Source organism: Bradyrhizobium sp. LB11.1, assembly GCF_040549385.1.
In the GTDB taxonomy this organism is placed as follows: domain Bacteria; phylum Pseudomonadota; class Alphaproteobacteria; order Rhizobiales; family Xanthobacteraceae; genus Bradyrhizobium.
In genome coordinates this window covers 236739-256240 of sequence record NZ_JBEPTH010000009.1, presented here as the reverse complement: position 1 = coordinate 256240, position 19502 = coordinate 236739, and the positions used below count along the sequence as shown (strand labels likewise).

Below are 19502 nucleotides of genomic sequence, written 5' to 3'. Positions count from 1 at the left end.
TCCCGCTTGCGGGAGAGGGTCGGGGTGAGGGTGTCTCCGCTGGCAAGACTCCCCCAGAGGAGAAAGCCCTCACCCGCATCGCATCTTCGATGCGACGCGACCTCTCCCGCAAGCGGGAGAGGTGAAGCAAGTAGGCACGCATGTATCAGTGGGACTTCGGCATCCTCTGGAGCTATCGCTGGCTCTTTCTCAACGGGCTCGGCGTCACCGTCGGCTTCACGATCGTGATCGTGCTGCTCGGTCTGGTGTTCGGCCTGTTCGGCGCCTTCGGTACTCTGTCGCGCTACAAGGTGGTGCGCATGGTCGCCCTCACCTTCATCGAGGCGTTCCGCTGCACGCCGATCCTGGTACAGCTGATCTGGTTCTACTACGCGCTGCCGATCCTGGCCGGCATCGACATGACGCCGATCACGGCCTCGGCGCTGGCGCTCTCGCTCTACGGCGGCTCGTTCTATTCGGAGATCATCCGGGGCGGCATCATTTCGATCGACAAGGGTCAGTCGGAAGCCGGCGCTGCACTCGGCATGACACCGGGCCAGAGCATGCGGCGCATCGTGCTGCCGCAGGCGATCAAGCGCATGATTCCGGCGCTGATGAACCAGTCGATCATCCAGTTCAAGAACACCTCGCTGGTCTCGGTGCTGGCGGTGCCGGACCTCGTTTATCAGAGCCAGGTCGCGGCCCATGACAGCTACCGGCCACTGGAAACCTACACCGCGGTCGCGGTCGCCTATGCGGCGATCCTGATTCCGCTCACCATCATCGTTCGCCGCGGCGAGAAGCGACTGGCAGTCAGCGAATGAGCGAGCCTTCCAAAAATACTTCGAAAATCGAGATCCGGGCCTTGCGCAAGAGCTTCGGCAGCAACGAGGTCTTGAAGAACATCAGTCTCGAGGTCGCCAAGGGTGGCGTCGTGGCGCTGATCGGCCCGTCCGGCTCCGGCAAATCGACCCTGCTCCGCTGCATCAATCTCCTGATCGTGCCCGACGGCGGCAGCGTTCGTGTCGGCGACACGCGCTTCGTGTTCGGTGAAGGCGCAAAGCTTCCAGACGTGACGACGCTGGCCAAATTCCGCGCCACCACCGGCATGGTGTTCCAGCACTTCAACCTGTTCCCACACATGACGACGCTGCAAAACGTGATGGAGGGACCAGTCACGGTGCGGCGCATGGCCAAGGCGGACGCCGAGAAGCTTGCACGCGCCCAGCTTGCCAAGGTGGGCCTCGCGGAAAAGGCTGACCAATATCCGGCGACATTGTCAGGCGGCCAGAAACAGCGTGTCGCGATCGCGCGGGCACTGGCGATGGAACCTGATGTCATGCTGTTCGACGAGGCGACCTCGGCGCTCGATCCCGAGCTGGTCGGCGAGGTGCTCAGCGTGATCCAGCAACTGGCCTCTGAAGGCATGACCATGGTGATCGTGACCCACGAGATCGCCTTTGCCCGCGAGGTCGCCGACCGCCTCATCTTCATGCGCGACGGCGTTGTCGTCGAGGAAGGCCCGGCGAGGCAGGTGATCGACAATCCGCAGGAAGCCGCGACGCGCGCCTTCCTCAGCCATTTCCACCGCACCGGCGCGCTGCCACCGGTCAATACAGCATCGTGATGCCAGATATCGATCGCGTCTATCTCGTCACCGGTGCCGCCAGCGGCATCGGCTGCGCCACCGCAAAACTGCTCGCGGCGCCGGGCATCGGGCTTCTATTGCACACGCGCTCCAACGCAGAAGGTCTCGGTGCCGCGGCTGCAGACGCCGAAGCAAAAGGCGCGGTCGTCGCAAAGTGCCTTGGCGATCTCGCCGAAGAGACCGCCGTCGCCGACGCCATCGCCGCCACGAAAGCCGCCTTCGGCCGGCTCGATGGATTGATCCTGGTCGGCGGCCACGCCCGCCGTGGCAGCGCCATCGGCACGCCGGCGGATCAATTCCGTCAGGCGATGGATGAATCCGCGCTGGCCTTCACACGGCTGGTCGACGCTGCGCTTCCGCTGCTGCATGCAGGTCGCGATGCCAGGATCGTCGCGGTGTCGTCATTCGTCACACACGCGATCCGGCCTGAATTCGCGCCCTTCGCCGCCACCGCCGCGAGCCGTGCCGCGCTTGAAGCGCTGGTACGTCTCACCGCGGTCGAACTCGCCAAGGACGGAATCACCGTCAACGCGGTTGCGCCGGGCCTGATCGTCAAGGACAAGCCGAGCGAGAGCCGGCTCTCGCTCGAGCAGATTGCCGCGACCGAGGCGCTGATCCCGATGCGCCGCCGAGGGCGGCCGGAGGAAGTGGCCGAGATCATCGCCTTCCTGGCATCGCCGAAAGCATCCTACGTCACCGGCCAGATCTGGCACGTCAATGGAGGCCTGACATGACCGAAGCGACCGTCGAACGTCTCAGGCTGTTCCTGATCGAAAGCCCGATCAAGATGGCGCGCCTGCAGGGCGTCGGCAACGTCAAGGGCACGGTGAAGCGCGTGCTGATCGAGCTGACGTCGAGCGACGGCGTGATCGGCTGGGGCGAAGCAGCCCCGTGGGAGGTATTCACGGGAACGCCGGAAGCCGCGTTCTCAGCGCTCGACATCTATCTGCGGCCGACCGTGCTCGGCAAACCCGTACGCCGCATCCGCGCGCTGATGGCCGAACTCGACCGCGCGCTGGTCGGCCACGCGGAGGCCAAAGTCGCGATCGAAATGGCGCTGCTGGACATCGTCGGCAAATCGTCGGGGCTCTCGGTCGCCGACCTGCTCGGTGGCCGCGTGCGCGACACCATTCCGCTGTCGTTCTCGATCGCCGATCCCGATTTCGCCGCCGATCTCGAGCGCATGCGAAAAATGGTTCCGGACGGCAACTTCATTTACAAGGTCAAGACCGGCGTGAAGTCGCATCGCGAGGATCTCGACCACCTCGAAGCGATCCGGAAAGAATTTGGCGACAAGGTCGATCTGCGCGTCGACTACAACCAGGCGCTGGCGCCATTCGGCGCCATCAAGATTCTGCGCGATATCGAGGAGTTCGCGCCGACCTTCATCGAGCAGCCGGTACCGCGCAAGTTTCTCGACGTGATGGCGCAGCTCACCGCCGCGCTGGAAACGCCTGTGCTCGCCGACGAAAGCTGCTTTGACCGCCGCGATATGATGGAAGTCGTCCGCCGCGAGGCGGCCGACGCCGTCTCGATCAAGCTGATGAAGGCCGGCGGCCTGTTCGAGGCGCAGGCGATCATGGCGATCGCCGACATCGCCGGCCTGCCCGGCTATGGCGGCACGCTGTGGGAAGGCGGCGTTGGGCTAGCCGCCGGTACGCAGCTGATCGCGGCGACACCGGGCATCTCGCTCGGCTGCGAGTTTTATATGCCGCATCACGTGCTGACCGAGGACGTGCTGGAGGAGCGCGTCGCCAACCGCGCAGGTCAAGTCGTCGTGCCCGACGGTCCCGGCCTCGGCATTCGCGTCAGCGAAGCCTCGATTCGTGCGAATGCTCGGGTGCTGGCGGAGGCATAACTCCGTCATTCCGGGCGCGCAGCGCGCGCTTGGAATGACGACCGCGTATGCGGCCCCGATCCTTCCCCTATCGGACTCGGTATCGTATGGTCCGTCCAAACGCGCCCGCTCCCACCGGGCAATCTGGAAACGCATATGTCCGATCCCGCCTGGTCGCTGCACTCCCGCCTGAAAGAGGACACCATCGACATCGGCGACTTGCCGCTATCGAAGGTGCTGGTCATCAAGGACGCGCATTATCCATGGTTGCTGCTGGTGCCGCGACGCTCCGATGCGGTCGAGATCATCGATCTCGACGAGGTCCAGCAGGCGCAGTTGATGACGGAGATCTCCCGCGTCTCGCGCGCGCTAAAGGAGATCACCAAATGCGACAAGCTCAATGTTGCAGCGCTGGGAAACCTCGTGCCGCAGCTTCACGTCCACATCATCGCACGCCGCACCAGTGACGCCGCCTGGCCGCGGCCGGTCTGGGGCGTGATGCCGCCCCTGGCGCATGACGCTACTGAAGTACAGAATTTCATCAGCGCGCTTCGCAGAAAAATCTGGCTGGGTTGAAAGAACAAGAAATGTCAGCATTCGACTCGTTTCCGCTGGGGCAACCGGCCTTCGTCACCAACGTTCTCGACCGCGCCGCGCATTTGCGCCGCGATGACGAAAAACTGTTCGCAATGGAGCAGAAGCCGTCCTCGCGCGCCTACGTCGTCTACCGCGACTCGCTGCTGGTGAAGCGCGACGGCGACAAGACGCGCGCGCTGCTCGGAATCGACGAGGCGCTGAAATGCGGCGCCAATCCCGGCACGATCTTCCTCGGCTTGCGCGACGGCGCTGCGCTCTTCGGCATGGGCCTCGCGCAGGCTGCGGCCGAGAAGCTGATCGGCCGCGAGGACTACACCGTCACCGAGCTGCGCGGCATGGCGATGCAGGGCGCGATCCCGCCCGAGGAACTGTCGGCGATCGCAATGGCGAAGTCGATGGTCAGCTGGCATCAGCGCCACGGCTATTGCGCCAATTGCGGCACGCGCAGCGCGATGAAGGAAGGCGGCTGGAAGCGCGAGTGCCCGGCCTGCAAGGCCGAGCACTTTCCGCGCACCGATCCCGTCGTGATCATGCTGGTGGCATCTGGCGAAAAGTGCCTGCTCGGCCGCCAGAAGCAGTTTCCGCCGGGCATGTATTCCTGCCTCGCCGGCTTCGTCGAGGCCGCCGAGACCATCGAGGACGCGGTGCGCCGTGAGATCCTGGAAGAATCGGGCATCAATTGCACCGATGTGCAGTACTACATGACCCAGCCCTGGCCCTATCCGTCGTCGCTGATGATCGGTTGCAGCGCGCGGGCGGTGAACGAGGACGTCGTCGTCGACCATTCCGAGCTCGAGGATGCGCGCTGGTTTACGCGCGAAGAGGCGGCGCTGATGCTGACGCGGACGCATCCCGACGGATTCGCCGGGCCGCATCCTTTCGCCATCGCCCATCACCTGCTCGGCCGCTGGGTCCACGACAAGAGCTGAGACCGCGGATGGCTGCATCAGGGATGGCACCGCGCATCCTCTGCATCGGCATTCCCGTGCGCGACCTCACCTTCCGGGTCGAGGCCGTGCCGGAGCGCGGCAGCAAGGCCAACGCTACGCATCTTGCCGAGATCTGCGGCGGCAACGCGCTCAATGCCGCGATCGCGATGGCGCGGCTCGGCGGCCGTGTCGCCTTTGCCGGGCCGATGGGCGATGCGCGGGAGACGTCGAGCAGCTTCATCCTCGAGCGGATGGCGGCCGAGCGTATTGAGACCCGCCATATCGTGCGCATGCCGGGTGCGGCCACACCCGTCTCTGCGATCATCATCGACGCGACCGGCGAACGAACGCTGACGATCTATCGCGATCCCGCGCTGTGGCTGGTGAAGCTGCCCGATGCAGACGAGCTCCTTGCCGATTGTGCGGCTGTCCTCGTCGAAAGCCGCTGCGGCCCCTTCTGCATCGATCTCTGCATTGAGGCCCGTCGGCGCGGCATTCCCGTCATCGTCGGCGTCGATCGCGCGATGTCGCTGCAGGACGACCTGCTCAAGACTGCCTCGCATCTTCTATTCGCCAGCGAACAGGTGCAGGAGACCGCCGGCATCGCCGACAACGGCGAGGCACTTAAGCGCCTGGCTGCGCTGACACCCGCCTTTCTCGCCGCCACCCGCGGCCCGCACGGCACGATCTGGCTGAACGAGGCGGGCACGCTGGAGGAGACGCCGGCCTTCCCGGTCGAGGCCGTCGATACGCTCGGGGCCGGCGACGTCTTCCACGGCGCCTTCACGATTTGGCTCGCGGAGGGCAGCGGTGTGCAGGACGCGCTGCGATTCGCCGCAGCCGCCGCAGCCCTGAAATGCACCCGCCACGGCGGCGGCCCGGCTGCCCCGCAACGCATTGAAGTTGAAGGGTTTTTGCATAGCAGGCTGTAGCGCCATTCCGAAGACACGCCGAGATTATGGGCTTGCGATAGAAGATTTTTCTATATATGACGGAAAGCAGCGCTAATATTGGAACAAAGTTCTTCAAATGACTGATGCCGCTGTCCAGATCCCCGAGACCAGCCGCCGCCTCGACGCCATCGACCGCAAGATCCTGATGGTGCTTCAGGAGGACGCCTCCCTTTCCGTTGCCGAAATCGGCGACCGCGTCGGGCTGTCTTCGACCCCCTGCTGGAAGCGTATTCAGCGCCTGGAGGCCGACGGCGTGATCCTGAAGCGGGTGGCGCTGGTCGATCAGAACAAGATCGGGCTCGGCATCTCCGTGTTCGTCTCGGTGGAGAGCTCCGATCATTCCGACGCCTGGCTCAAGAAATTCGCCGAAGCGGTCAGCGCCATGCCCGAGGTGATGGAATTCTACCGCATGGCCGGCGACGTCGATTACATGCTGCGCGTCGTGGTCGCCGACATGCAGGCCTATGACATCTTCTACAAGAAACTCATCAGCGCCGTGCCGCTGAAGAACGTCACCTCGCGCTTCGCGATGGAGAAGATCAAGTCCGTCACGGCGCTGCCGATCCCGGCGGTGGCTGCGGCTTAAGTCTCTTCACACGGAAGCTGTCATCGCCCGGCTTGACCGGGCGATCCAGTACTCCGAGACGACTACGATTGAACCGAGACGCCGCGGCGTACTGGATGCCCCGCCTTCGCGGGGCATGACGGCGGAGAGGGAGGATGGATCACGCCTCCCTCAACCTGACATCAGATCTTTTGATTATACTCGCCGACTTCGGGATGCGTGCGCAGCACGCTGTTCACCATCTCGAACATGTCGTGCATGCGCTGCTCGGAGACCGGGCTCTCGACCACGACAACGAGCTCAGGCTTGTTGGAGGAAGCGCGCACCAGGCCCCAGCTGCCGTCCTCGACCGTGACGCGGACGCCATTGACGGTGACAAGATCGCGGATCGCCTGGCCGCCGATCTTGGCGCCCTTGGCCTGCAAGCCCTCAAAATGCTTCACCACCTGGTCGATGACGCCGTATTTGGTCTCATCGGCGCAATGCGGCGACATGGTCGGCGACGACCACGTCTTCGGCAACGCGTTCTTCAGATCGGCCATCGACTTGCCCGGCGCGCGGTCGAGCATGTCGCAGATCGCGATCGCCGAGACCAGACCGTCGTCATAGCCGCGTCCATACGGCTTGTTGAAGAAGAAGTGGCCGGACTTCTCGAAGCCCGCGAGCGCCCCTGTCTCGTGGGTGCGGCGCTTCATGTAGGAATGGCCGGTCTTCCAATAGGCGGTCTTGGCGCCCTGCTTCTGCAAGACGGGATCGGTGATGAACAGGCCGGTCGACTTCACGTCGACGATGAACTGCGCGTCCTTGTGGATCGCCGACATGTCGCGCGCCAGCATCACGCCGACCTTGTCGGCGAAGATCTCCTCGCCGGTGTTGTCGACGACGCCGCAGCGGTCGCCGTCGCCGTCGAAGCCGAGGCCGACATCGGCCTTGTGATGCAGCACCGCGTCGCGGATCGCGTGCAGCATCTCCATGTCTTCCGGATTCGGATTGTATTTCGGGAAGGTGTGGTCGAGCTCGGTGTCGAGCGGGACCACCTCGCAGCCGATCGCCTCCAGCACCTGCGGCGCAAACGCGCCGGCCGTGCCGTTGCCGCAGGCCGCAACAACCTTGAGCTTGCGCTTGAGCTTCGGGCGGTTGGTGAGGTCGGCAATGTAGCGCGCCGGATAATTCTCGTGGAACTGGTAGGAGCCGCCGGCCTTGTTCTTGAAATCGGCGTTGAGCACGATCTCCTTCAGCCGAGTCATCTCGTCGGGGCCAAAGGTCAGCGGGCGGTTGGCGCCCATCTTCACGCCGGTCCAGCCATTGTCGTTGTGCGAGGCCGTGACCATGGCGCAGCAGGGCACGTCGAGATCGAACTGCGCGAAATAGGCCATCGGCGTCACCGCAAGCCCGATGTCGTGCACCTTGCACCCAGCCGCCATCAAGCCGGAGATCAGCGCGTATTTGATCGAGGCCGAGTAGCCCCGGAAATCGTGGCCAGTCACGATCTCCTGTTTCACGCCGAGCTCTGCGATCAGCGCGCCCAGCCCCATGCCGAGCGCCTGGATCCCCATCAGGTTGATTTCCTTCTGGAACAGCCAGCGCGCGTCGTATTCGCGAAAGCCCGTGGCCTTCACCATCGGCTCGGATTCGAAGGCGTAGGTGTTGGGCAAAAGCACGGATTTCGGCTTGGGAAACATTGAGGCGGTCTCGCGAAAGGGCAGGAATTGATGCAGCCTTAGCGAATGCCGGGCCGCAGCGGAAGGCGGGAATGGCAGCTTATGGATGACAATTGCGGCAGTTTGGTAACGGGAAAACATTTCCTGCCGCAGGTTCGCGCAGCGGCAATATCGAAATTATAGCACTGCAATCAGCCGAGATTTACTGCTCCAGCACCATCTGGCCGTTGGCATACTCAAAGCGCTTCAGGCGGGACAGGAAGGATAGGCCGAGCAGGTTCTCGGACAACGCCGCGTCTGGCAGCACCATGGCGTCGACATCGCGAACGATGAGACCACCGACGTCCAGCATTGCGATGCGAGTGCGCGCGGCCTTGATGGTGCCGTTGGCGGTGGTGACGGTGGCGTTGTAGTCGTTGCGCGAGGGACGGAGGCCGAAGCGGGCGGCCGAGGTCTCGTTCAGCGCCACCACGGAGGCGCCGGTGTCGACCATGAAGCCGATGCGCTGGCCGTCGATGCGACCGTCGGTCTGGAAGTGGCCGCGACCGTCGCGGGGGATGTTGAGGCTGCGGCCGCCGGCTGGCGCCGTAGTCGCGACTGCGACGGTCGTATGTGGCGCTGATGTGGCGGATGCGGAGCTCATTCTGTCCGCCATCTGCGCCATGAAAGTGCCCAGTCCGATCAGGATGGCCGCGAAGATCATTATGTTGCGCATGACACCACTCGGAACCGAAAGCTCGATTTGACCACGCGACACGCCGGCCCGCGAGGGAGGCCGCGGCAGAGCCGGTGTCATTTTGACGAAAAGGATGAGCGTACGGTTAATGGCGGGCGTGATTTGTCACGTGCCGCGCGGCTTGACCCGCCGGGTCGGCAGCGCACTCGCCGGATCCTCCGGCCAGGGATGGCGCGGATAGCGGCCGCGCAGGTCCGAGCGCACGGCCGCATAGCTGCCGCGCCAGAAGCCGGGGAGATCGCGCGTCACCTGCACCGGGCGTTGCGCCGGCGACAGCAATTCCAGCACCAGCGGCACCTTGCCGGCGGCGATCGACGGATGGGTATTGAGGCCAAACAATTCCTGGAGGCGCACCGCGATGGTCGGCCCCTGCTCGGCCTCGTAGTCGATCGCGAGCACGCTTCCCGTGGGCGCCTCGAAATGCGTCGGCGCCTCGCGATCCAGTCGCGCGCGCATTTCCCACGGCAATAGCGCCATCAGCGCATCGGAGAGATCGCCGGCGGAGATGTCCTTCAGCGCGATCTTGTCGTACAGCGCAGGCACCAGCCAATCGTCACGCCGCGCGATCAGCCCGTTGTCCGTGAGATCTGGCCAGCTACCGCCCTCGGCCTTGCGTAAAAACATCACGCGATCGCGCCATTGTTTTGCGGCCTTCGACCAGGGCAGCCGGTCGAGGCCGGCGGCGATCAGCCCGTCGGCGAAGACGCGCGCGGTGTCTTCCGAGGGCGACACGGCAAGCGTGGCCTCGGACAGCGTGATCGCATGCAGCACGCGCTTGCGCCGCGCGCGCAGCGCCATCGCGCCGCGGTCGAAGGAGACCTCATCGGCGGTGTTGATGTGCTCGGCGAAATGCCGCTCGATGTCGCCCTCGGCGATTTGCGCGGCGAGCAGGATACGGCCACTCGCGGCCGTTCCCGTCATCTCGCCGATCGCGATATAGGGCGCTCGGGCGAGCGAGGAGGTCTGCTCCACCGCGGCTCCACGGCCGTTGGCGAGCACAAAACTGCCATTGCCACGATTGCGCGCGACACGATCGGGGAAGGCATAGGCGAGCATCAGGCCGGTCGAGAGATCCTCCTGCTGCCCCGCCTTCTCGGACGCCGCGACCTGCGAAGCCCAGCGCCGCGCCAGGTCGCGCGCGCTCGCCGCCCGTGGCGAACGGTCGCGGCGGAACTGGTCGCGCCGGTGCTCGAGATCGGCGCCGTCGCCGCCGAGCCCGCGCTCGGTGAGGAGGGCCGCGATCTCGGCCGCCTCTTCGCCCGCGCCGGCGCGATGCGAATCCACGATCATGCGTGCCAGCCGTGGCGGCAAGGCCAGCGCGCGCAGGCTCTTGCCTTCCGCCGTGATGCGGCCGTCGCCATCGAGCGCGTTGAGCTCGGAGAGCAGGCCTTTGGCTTCCTTCCATGCCGGCGCGGGCGGCGGGTCGAGGAAGGACAGCGCCGCCGGATCACTCACGCCCCATTGCGCGAGATCGAGCACAAGCGAGGACAGATCGGCGCTGAGAATTTCCGGCTGGGTGTAGGGCGCGAGCGACGCCGTCTGCGGCTCGTCCCAGAGCCGGTAGCAGACACCTGGCTCGGTGCGGCCGGCGCGGCCGCGACGCTGATCGACCGCGGCGCGCGCGGCACGCACGGTCTCGAGCCGGGTCAGGCCGATGTCGGGTTCGTAGCGCGGCACACGGGCGAGACCGGAATCGACGACGATGCGCACGCCTTCAATTGTGAGCGAGGTCTCGGCGATCGAGGTCGCCAGCACCACCTTGCGCGTGCCTTTGGGCGCGGGCGAGATGGCGCGGTCCTGCACGGCGGCATCAAGCGCGCCGAACAGCGGCACGATCTCGATGCTGGGGTCCTGCACGCGTTCGCCGAGAAAATTCTGGGTGCGGCGGATTTCGGCGGCGCCCGGCAGGAAGGCGAGCACCGAGCCGCTATCAGCGCGAAGTGCCGAGGCAATTGCGTCCGCCATCTGCCGCTCGATCGGTGCATCCGCCTTGCGACCGAGATAGCGGGTCTCGACCGGAAAGGCGCGGCCCTCGCTCTCGACGACAGGCGCCTCGCCAAGCAACTTTGCGACGCGTGCGCCGTCGAGCGTGGCCGACATCACCAGGATGCGCAGATCCTCGCGCAAGCCCAGCTGCGCATCGCGCGCCAGCGCCAAGCCCATGTCGGCATCGAGCGAGCGCTCGTGGAATTCGTCGAACAGGATGGCAGCGACACCGGAGAGCTCGGGATCGTCGAGGATCTGACGGGTGAAAATGCCTTCGGTCACGACCTCGATGCGTGTGGCCCGCGATATCTTCGAGCCGAAACGGACGCGATAGCCGACGGTTTCGCCGGCGCGCTCGCCGAGCGATTTGGCCATGCGATCGGCACTGGCGCGTGCCGCAATGCGCCGCGGCTCCAGCACGATGATCTTCTTGCCCTTGGCCCAGGGCGCATCGAGCAACGCCAGCGGCACCCGCGTGGTCTTGCCGGCGCCCGGAGGGGCCACCAGCACGGCCGCGTTGTGCGCCTCCAGCGTGCGCGAGAGGTCGTCGAGCACGACATCGATCGGGAGGGGCGTGTCGAAGTTCCGGGGCAAGGCCTATCCATTCGTCATGCCCGGCAAAAGCGCGAAGCGCGTCTTCGCACAAACGTCCCGGGTATCCACGTCTTTGGACTAGAAAACAGACGTGGATGGCCGGGACAAGCCCGTCCATGACGGTTTCAGCCTTTCATGGCCGCGATCAGCGTTGCACGGATGGCCGACCGACGCTCTCATAGGTGAAGCCGGCGGCAGCCATGTCTTCGGGGCTGAAGATGTTGCGGAGGTCGACGACCACGGGCTGCACCATGACGCTCTTCAACCGGTCGAGGTCGAGACCACGGAATTGCACCCATTCGGTGACGACGACCAGCGCATCAGCACCTTCAGCGCAGGAATAGGCGTCCTCGCTATAGGTGATGCTGGGCAGCTCGCTTTTGGCCTGCTCCATGCCGACTGGATCGTAAGCCTTGACCTTCGCGCCCATGTCGAGGAGGCCGGTGACCAGCGGGATCGACGGCGCGTCGCGCATGTCGTCGGTATCGGGCTTGAAGGTGAGACCGAGCACGGCAATGGTCTTGCCGCGCAGCGAGCCGCCGAGCGCCTGGCTCACCTTGCGCGCCATTGCGCGCTTGCGATTCTCGTTGACCGCGAGCACGGATTCAACGATGCGCAGGCTCACGTCATAGTCCTGCGCGATCTTGATCAGCGCCTTGGTGTCCTTCGGGAAGCACGAGCCGCCGAAGCCCGGACCGGCGTGCAGGAATTTTGTGCCGATGCGGTTGTCCAGGCCAATGCCGCGTGCGACCTCCTGCACGTTGGCGCCGACCTTTTCCGAGAGATCCGCGATCTCGTTGATGAAGGTGATCTTGGTCGCAAGGAACGCGTTCGCGGCGTATTTGATCATCTCGGCGGTGCGGCGTTCCGTGAACATCAGCGGCGCCTGGTTCAGCGACAGCGGGCGGTAGATATCGCCCATCACCTTGCGGCCGCGCTCATCGGTAGTGCCGACGACGACGCGGTCGGGGAATTTGAAGTCGCGGATCGCAGCGCCCTCGCGCAGGAATTCGGGGTTGGAGGCGACGACGACATCGGCCCTGGGATTGGCCTCGCGAATGATGCGCTCGACCTCGTCGCCGGTGCCGACCGGAACGGTCGACTTCGTCACCACGATGGTGAAGCCGGACAGCGACTGCGCGATCTCTTTCGCGGCAGCGTAGACGTAGGAAAGATCGGCGTGGCCGTCACCACGGCGCGAAGGGGTGCCGACCGCAATGAACACCGCATCGGCATCGGCGACCGGCTTCAACAGGTCGGTGGTGAACTCCAGCCGCTTGGCCTTGACGTTGGTCGCGACCAGCTCGTCCAACCCGGGCTCGTAGATCGGGATCTCGCCGCGACGCAGGCTGGCGATCTTCTTCTCATCCTTGTCGACGCAGGTGACGTCGTGACCGAAATCCGCAAAGCAGGCTCCGGACACCAGTCCCACATAACCCGTGCCGATCATCGCGATGCGCATGAAAATCCCTGGTTTGACTTGGTTAACAAAACCCCAATTTGGAGCGGTTTAGCATTTTCCCGTCGGGAAGGAAGAGCCCACGGTTCGAAAACCGGCACGCGATTTGTACCGGTAAAGAAGTCGTAAACCACAAGGCCCCACACTGCCCCACGCCCGCACAGAACCGGGCCGAACACGCCTCGAAACGAGACATCATGGCACCATCAGGCACAATCGCCGCGAACGGGGGATCCAAGGCCCCTTCTGCCGCGCGTGTCGACTGGGTCGACTATGCCAAAGGCATTTGCATCGTCATGGTCGTGATGATGCATTCGGTATTGGGGGTCGAGCTCGCCGCCGGCGAGACCGGTTTCATGCATGTTCTGGTGGCCTTCGCAAAGCCGTTCCGGATGCCGGACTTCTTCCTGATCTCGGGCCTGTTCCTGCCACTGGTGATCGATCGGGACTGGCGAATCTATCTCGACCGCAAGGTGGTGCATTTCGCCTATTTTTATGTCGTCTGGGTGACAATCCAGTTCGGCTTCAAGGCGCCTGCTTTCGCGGCCGATACCTCTTGGCACAACGCGGGCCTGCTCTATCTCGAATCCTTCATCGAGCCGTTCGGCACGCTCTGGTTCATCTACCTGTTGCCCATCTTTTTCATCGTCACAAAACTGACACGACAATTCCCGCCGCTCGCGATCTGGCTCGTCGCCGCCGCGCTGGAAACGGCGCGCGTCACGACCGGCTGGACCGCGATCGACGAATTCTGCGCGCGCTTCGTCTATTTCTATTCGGGCTATCTGTTTGCGCCCTACGTGTTCGCGCTGTCGGATCGCGCGCGGAACCAGCCGGCACTCGCGCTCGCAGCGCTCGCGACCTGGGTCTTCGTCAATGCCGGCCTCGTCATGCTTGGCGCCAGCGAATGGAAGATCGTGTCGCTCGTGCTCGGCCTAGCCGGCGCTTGCGCCATCATCACGTCAGGCACGCTGCTCGCGCGGGCGCACTGGCTGAATTTCTTCCGCTTCTGCGGCGAGCATTCGATCGTGATCTATCTTGCCTTCTTCCTGCCGATGGCCGCGACGCGGACGCTGCTCTTGCGCACAGGTATCATTCCGGACATCGGCACAATGTCGCTGATCGTCACCATCGTCGGCGTGCTGGGATCGTTGGCGATCTGGCGGGCCGCGCTGCGGCTGCACGCCGACTTCCTGTTCGAACGGCCCGATGCGTTCTGGATCGCGCCGAAGAAGCCCGGACCGGTGTTGCAGCCGGCGGAATAAGCCGCTCAAGGCTTCAGATACAATGCTCCCGTCGTACGCCCGGCTTCCAGGTCGGCCTGCGCCAGCGCAGCGTCCTGCAGGCTGTAGGCTTTACCGGTCACCTGGAGCACGCCGTCGACCATCGCGGCAAGTACCCGCTCGGCAGAGCGGCGGTACGCGTCGGCATCGTTCATATGGGCCATGACGCTCGGCCGCGCCAACATCAGGCTGCGTCGCGGCCCGAGATCATTGACATCGAGGGGCGGGATCGGCCCGGCTGATTGTCCAACACTCGCCACGACGCCGAATGGCCGCACGCAGCCAAGTGTCTTTTGCAACGTCGTCCCGCCGACGCCGTCGTAGGCGACATCAACGCCGCGTCCGGCAGTGAGATCGGCGATCGCTGCGGCGAAATCGGCATCCCGCCCGACGATCACGTGAGACGCACCGGCAGCGCGGGCAATTTCGGCTTTGGCTGGCGAACCGACCGTCCCGATCACGGCCGCCCCGGTCGCGCTGGCCCAGCGTGTCAGAAGCTGTCCGAGCCCTCCTGCGGCGCTATGGACGAGAACCGTCATCCCACGGCCAACTGGGAAAACACGATTGAGCAGCATGTCGGCCGTAATGCCCTTGACGAACGCCGCGGCGACCGCCTCATCCGGCAGACTGGCCGGAAGTTTGACACAGCGCCAGGCCGGCAGGTTCCGTTCTGACGCATAAGCGCCGACCGGCGCGCCCGCATAGGCGATTCGGTCCCCGACCTCGACGCCGGTCACCTCCGCGCCCAGCGCCGCAACGATCCCCACCGCCTCGACGCCAGGAATCCGCTCCGGCGGAAGCGGGTAAAGGCCCATGCGGTGATAGATGTCGATGGAATTGACGCCGATCGCGGACTGCCGCAGCCGGATTTCGCCACGGCCTGGCAGCTGCAGATTGACGCTCGCCAGCTCCAGCTGTTCTACGCCACCGGGCGCCTTCAATCTCACGATCACGGTCATGTCGAACTCTCCTGTTGATGACGGAAGCAACTATGGATTGGGCCGAAAATCTGCGAAACTGCTCAAGATTGAGATCTCGTTGTGAGAATTCGCACATATGGACTGGACCGACCTGCAGCATTTCCTGGCGCTCGCACGTGAGGGCAGCCTGTCGGCCGCGGCACGGAGCCTCAACGTCGACCATGTGACCGTGGCCCGCCGCGTCGCCGCCCTCGAAGCATCGATGTCGCTCAAGCTGGTCGACCGCAGGCCGCGCAGCTATGAGCTCACCGAGGACGGTAAGCGCATCGCCAAGATCGGAGCTCCGATGGCGGAGACGGCGTTCGCGGTGGAGCGCGCCGCGCTGGCCTCAAAATCCGAGATCGGCGGCGAGATCACGATCAGCGCTCCACCTTCGCTAGCCAACCTCCTGATCGCGCCGAAGCTGATCCGGCTGCGGCAACAACATCCCGGTATCAGGATCAAGCTGATTGGCGAGAAGCGCACGGCCTCGCTCAATCGCCGCGAGGCGGATCTGGCGCTTCGCCTGGCTCGGCCGACGCAGCCGGGGCTGATCGCCCGCAGGATCGGCTATTTCGAATTCGCCCTCTACGGCTCGCCCGACTATTTAAGGGCGACACCCCCGCACGCTTTCGCTTTCGTTGCCTACGACGCCAGCATGGATGAGGCTCCTCAACAGCGATGGCTGAAGGGCTTCGCCGGCACGCGCGAGATCGTACTTTGCACCAACGATCTGGAGAACCAGGCAGCAGCCGCCAGGACCGGAATCGGGCTAGCGGTCTTGCCAAGATTCCTTGGCGAGGCCGATCCACAGCTGGAGCGCCACGACACCGGTGGGCGCCCGATCGGGCGCGAGGTCTGGCTGGTTCTCCATCGCGACCTGCGCCGCACGCCGGCGGTGCGCGCCGTGGCAAGTTTCATCGAGGGCTGCCTGTCCTGATCTCGCTGCCCATGCCGTCGCCATGATTTGTCTGTGCGCGTCGGCAAATTGCGACCTGTCGAGGCTGTCTTTTGCCACAAAAATTCATACATTGCGGCCATGCCCAAGACATCCTCGAAGACCGCCGCCGAAACCAAACCCGCTGCTGCGACAGCTGCTGCCAAACCAGTCGCGGCAAAGACGGCTGGAAAAGGCGACCATATCTTCCTGGTCGACGGCTCCGGTTACATCTTCCGCGCCTATCACGCACTGCCGCCGCTGAACCGCAAGTCCGACGGCTTGCAGGTCAACGCCGTGCTCGGCTTCTGCAACATGCTGTGGAAGCTCTTGCGCGACATGCCCGCCGACAACCGTCCGACGCATCTCGCCATCGTGTTCGACAAGTCGGAAGTCACCTTCCGAAACAAGATCTATCCCGAGTACAAGGCGCACCGGCCGCCGGCGCCGGACGATCTGATCCCGCAATTCGCGCTGATCCGCGAGGCCGTGCGCGCCTTCGACCTGCCATGCCTGGAACAGGGCGGCTTCGAGGCCGACGATCTCATCGCGACCTATGCCCGGCAGGCATCCGATCGCGGCGCCCACACGACCATCGTGTCCTCCGACAAGGATTTGATGCAGCTCGTGAACGACAAGATCATGATGTACGACACCATGAAGGATCGCCGCATCGGCATCCCCGAGGTGATCGAGAAATTCGGCGTGCCACCGGAGAAGGTGGTCGAGGTGCAGGCGCTGGCCGGCGATTCGACCGACAACGTGCCTGGTGTCCCCGGTATCGGCATCAAGACTGCGGCGCAGCTGATCGTCGAATATGGCGATCTCGAGCAACTCTTGTTCCGCGCCACCGAAATCAAGCAGCCGAAGCGGCGCGAGGCGCTGATCGAGAATGCCGAGAAGGCGCGGATCTCGCGGCAACTGGTGCTGCTCGACGACAAGGTCGATCTGGAGGTGCCGCTCGACGACCTCGCCGTCCACGAACCGGACGCGCGAAAGCTGGTCGCCTTCCTGAAGGCGATGGAATTCACCACGCTGACGCGCCGCGTCGCCGACTATTCGCAGATCGATCCCGCCAATGTCGATGCTGATGCGAGCAACAGCAGCGGGGCGAGAGGCGGCGACAGCGCGAAGGCAAGGTCATCGGAGGCTTCCGGCGATCTCTTCGCCGCTCCCGCGAGCGCCGCAAGGGGCGGTGACAAGGGCGATAAATCAGCGAGCATCAAGGGCGCACCGATCTCACTGGCCGCCGCGCGCGAGGAGGCCCTGCGAAAACTTCCGGTCGACAGGGCCAAGTACCAGACGATCAAGGCAATCGCCGAGCTGAACGGCTTCATCGCGCGCATCCATGATGTCGGCCATGCCGCGATCGAGATCATGGCAAACTCCATCGATCCGATGCAAGCCGATCTCTGCGGCATCGCGCTGGCGCTGGCACCGAACGAGGCCTGCTACGTCCCGCTGGCGCACAAGCAGTCCGGCGGCGGCGCGGGCCTGTTCGACGCAGGCCTCGCGCTGGATCAGGTCAAACCCACGGAGGCGATCGAAGCGCTGCGGCCGGTGCTGGAATCGGCGGGCATTCTCAAGATCGGGTTCGACCTCAAATTCGCCGCTGTGATGCTGGCGCAGCACGGCATCACCTTGCGCAACACTGACGATGCAAAACTGATCTCCTACGTGCTCGACGCCGGCCGCGGCTCCCATGAGCTGGACTCGCTGTCCGAGCGCTGGTTCGGCCACGCCATGCTGAAGGAAAGCGAGCTGCTCGGCAGCGGCAAGGGCAAGATCACCTTCGACCAGGTGCCGATCGACAAGGCCGCGCCGTTGTCGGCGGAGGGCGCCGACATGACCCTGCGCGTCTGGCGCGTGCTGAAGCCGCGCCTCGCAGCCGAGCACATGACCACCGTCTACGAGACGCTGGAGCGGCCGCTGGTGTCGGTGCTCGCGCGCATGGAGCGGCGCGGCATCTCGATCGACCGCCAGGTGCTGTCGCGCCTCTCCGGCGACTTCGCCCAGACCGCGGCGCGCGTCGAAGCCGAGATCCAGGAGATCGCGGGCGAGCCCGTCAATGTCGGCAGCCCCAAGCAGATCGGCGACATCCTGTTCGGCAAGATGGGGCTGTCAGGCGGCACCAAGACCAAGACCGGCGCATGGTCGACCACAGCACAGGTGCTCGACGAGCTCGCCGAGCAGGGCCACGATTTTCCGCGGAAGATTCTGGAGTGGCGTCAGGTTTCAAAGCTGAAATCGACCTATACCGACGCGCTGCCGACCTATGTCAATCCGCAGACCCATCGCGTGCACACGACCTACGCGCTGGCCGCGACCACGACGGGCCGACTGTCGTCGAATGAGCCGAATCTGCAGAACATTCCGGTTCGCACCGAGGACGGCCGCAAGATTCGCCGCGCTTTCATCGCAACGCCGGGGCACAAGCTCGTCTCCGCCGACTATTCGCAGATCGAACTGCGGCTGCTGGCGGAGATCGCCGACATTCCCGTACTGAAGCAGGCGTTTCGCGATGGCCTCGACATTCACGCTATGACCGCCTCCGAAATGTTCGGCGTGCCGATCGTGGGCATGCCGAGCGAAGTCCGCCGCCGCGCCAAGGCGATCAATTTCGGCATCATCTATGGCATCTCGGCGTTCGGCCTCGCCAACCAGCTCGGCATCGCCCGCGAAGAGGCGTCGGCCTACATCAAGAAATACTTTGAGCGCTTCCCCGGCATCCGCGCCTACATGGACGAGACGCGCGACTTCTGCCGCAGCCACGGCTACGTCACCACGCTATTTGGCCGCAAATGCCACTACCCCGACATCAAGGCCTCGAACGCCTCGGTGCGCGCATTCAACGAGCGCGCCGCGATCAACGCCCGGCTTCAGGGCACCGCGGCCGATATCATCCGCCGCGCCATGACGCGGGTGGAGGATGCGCTCGCCGAGAGGAAGCTCTCGGCGCAAATGCTCTTGCAGGTGCATGACGAATTGATCTTCGAGGTGCCCGACGCCGAGGTCGCAGCGACGCTTCCCGTCGTGCAGCACGTGATGCAGGACGCGCCCTTCCCGGCCGTGCTGCTGTCGGTGCCGCTGCATGTCGACGCGCGTGCGGCGACGAACTGGGACGAGGCGCACTAAGCTTCTCTTACCTCGCCCCGCTTGCGGGGAGAGGTCGGAATTCGCGCGAAGCGCGGATTCCGGGTGAGGGGGTACAGGTTTCACATCCATCTCCCGTGTGGAGAGAAGCCCCTCACCCCAACCCTCTCCCCGTAAGAACGGGGCGAGGGGGCGCACCGAGTGCGCGGCACGAGACTCAATTGTCCTCCGTGCAATTGCGCGATGGCTCCACAGCGCCGCGCGTATTAGAACCAGCACATCCCCT

Annotated in this window: 16 protein-coding genes; 11 read left to right on the top strand and 5 right to left on the bottom strand. The window is 64.6% G+C overall.

Annotated elements, in window-relative coordinates; translation table 11 throughout:
- Nucleotides 1–140 precede the first annotated feature (140 nt).
- The 8 genes from ABIA96_RS24055 to ABIA96_RS24020 all read left to right on the top strand — a co-directional run bounded on the left by ABIA96_RS24055 (nucleotide 141) and on the right by ABIA96_RS24020 (nucleotide 6529).
- Complete coding sequence (locus tag ABIA96_RS24055; protein ID WP_354139522.1) at nucleotides 141–803, top strand: amino acid ABC transporter permease; 663 nt, start codon at nucleotides 141–143, stop codon at nucleotides 801–803.
- A complete protein-coding gene (locus tag ABIA96_RS24050; RefSeq protein ID WP_354139521.1) occupies nucleotides 800–1606 on the top strand; it encodes an amino acid ABC transporter ATP-binding protein in 807 nt (268 codons plus the stop codon). Before ABIA96_RS24055 ends, ABIA96_RS24050 begins: the two co-directional genes overlap by 4 nt.
- A complete protein-coding gene (locus ABIA96_RS24045) occupies nucleotides 1606–2361 on the top strand; it encodes an SDR family NAD(P)-dependent oxidoreductase (protein ID WP_354139520.1) in 756 nt (251 codons plus the stop codon). Before ABIA96_RS24050 ends, ABIA96_RS24045 begins: the two co-directional genes overlap by 1 nt.
- The gene (locus ABIA96_RS24040) at nucleotides 2358–3485 is read left to right on the top strand and encodes a muconate cycloisomerase family protein (RefSeq protein ID WP_354139519.1); all 1128 of its coding nucleotides are present in this window, start codon (nucleotides 2358–2360) and stop codon (nucleotides 3483–3485) included. The genes ABIA96_RS24045 and ABIA96_RS24040 overlap by 4 nt, the downstream gene beginning before the upstream one ends.
- Nucleotides 3486–3620: 135 nt before the next feature.
- Nucleotides 3621–4040 carry an HIT domain-containing protein gene (locus tag ABIA96_RS24035; RefSeq protein ID WP_027530449.1) on the top strand — a complete coding sequence of 140 codons (420 nt, stop codon included), beginning with the start codon at nucleotides 3621–3623 and terminating at the stop codon, nucleotides 4038–4040.
- 11 nt (nucleotides 4041–4051) lie between these two features.
- Nucleotides 4052–4990, top strand: a complete 939-nt coding sequence (gene nudC / locus ABIA96_RS24030; RefSeq protein ID WP_354139518.1) for an NAD(+) diphosphatase — start codon at nucleotides 4052–4054, stop codon at nucleotides 4988–4990.
- A gap of 8 nt (nucleotides 4991–4998) precedes the next feature.
- The gene (locus ABIA96_RS24025) at nucleotides 4999–5922 is read left to right on the top strand and encodes a sugar kinase (RefSeq protein WP_354139517.1); all 924 of its coding nucleotides are present in this window, start codon (nucleotides 4999–5001) and stop codon (nucleotides 5920–5922) included.
- Between the two features lie 97 nt (nucleotides 5923–6019).
- Nucleotides 6020–6529 (top strand): Lrp/AsnC family transcriptional regulator, encoded by a 510-nt coding sequence (locus ABIA96_RS24020; protein WP_354139516.1) that lies wholly within the window; start codon nucleotides 6020–6022, stop codon nucleotides 6527–6529.
- 161 nt (nucleotides 6530–6690) lie between these two features.
- Here ABIA96_RS24020 and ABIA96_RS24015 read toward each other — a convergent pair whose 3' ends face one another.
- From ABIA96_RS24015 to ABIA96_RS24000, 4 genes are all read right to left on the bottom strand, one after another.
- Nucleotides 6691–8190 (bottom strand): phosphomannomutase/phosphoglucomutase, encoded by a 1500-nt coding sequence (locus ABIA96_RS24015; RefSeq protein ID WP_354139515.1) that lies wholly within the window; start codon nucleotides 8188–8190, stop codon nucleotides 6691–6693.
- A 181-nt stretch (nucleotides 8191–8371) separates the two neighbouring features.
- Entirely contained in the window at nucleotides 8372–8884 is a 513-nt protein-coding gene (locus tag ABIA96_RS24010; RefSeq protein ID WP_354139514.1) for a TIGR02281 family clan AA aspartic protease, read from the bottom strand.
- A gap of 126 nt (nucleotides 8885–9010) precedes the next feature.
- Complete coding sequence (gene hrpB, locus ABIA96_RS24005) at nucleotides 9011–11485, bottom strand: ATP-dependent helicase HrpB (protein WP_354139513.1); 2475 nt, start codon at nucleotides 11483–11485, stop codon at nucleotides 9011–9013.
- A 145-nt stretch (nucleotides 11486–11630) separates the two neighbouring features.
- Entirely contained in the window at nucleotides 11631–12947 is a 1317-nt protein-coding gene (locus tag ABIA96_RS24000) for a UDP-glucose dehydrogenase family protein (protein WP_354139512.1), read from the bottom strand.
- 194 nt (nucleotides 12948–13141) lie between these two features.
- On the opposite strand from ABIA96_RS24000, the gene ABIA96_RS23995 reads away from it, so the two are divergent.
- Nucleotides 13142–14209 carry an acyltransferase family protein gene (locus ABIA96_RS23995; protein WP_354139511.1) on the top strand — a complete coding sequence of 356 codons (1068 nt, stop codon included), beginning with the start codon at nucleotides 13142–13144 and terminating at the stop codon, nucleotides 14207–14209.
- Nucleotides 14210–14214: 5 nt separating this feature from the next.
- Here the strand turns inward: ABIA96_RS23995 and ABIA96_RS23990 are convergent, their stop codons facing one another.
- A complete protein-coding gene (locus ABIA96_RS23990; RefSeq protein WP_354139510.1) occupies nucleotides 14215–15186 on the bottom strand; it encodes a quinone oxidoreductase family protein in 972 nt (323 codons plus the stop codon).
- A 97-nt stretch (nucleotides 15187–15283) separates the two neighbouring features.
- On the opposite strand from ABIA96_RS23990, the gene ABIA96_RS23985 reads away from it, so the two are divergent.
- Together ABIA96_RS23985 and polA are read left to right on the top strand one after the other, a co-directional pair.
- Entirely contained in the window at nucleotides 15284–16126 is an 843-nt protein-coding gene (locus ABIA96_RS23985) for a LysR family transcriptional regulator (RefSeq protein ID WP_354139509.1), read from the top strand.
- A 99-nt stretch (nucleotides 16127–16225) separates the two neighbouring features.
- A complete protein-coding gene (gene polA / locus ABIA96_RS23980) occupies nucleotides 16226–19258 on the top strand; it encodes a DNA polymerase I (RefSeq protein WP_354139508.1) in 3033 nt (1010 codons plus the stop codon).
- The last annotated feature ends 244 nt before the right edge of the window (nucleotides 19259–19502 follow it).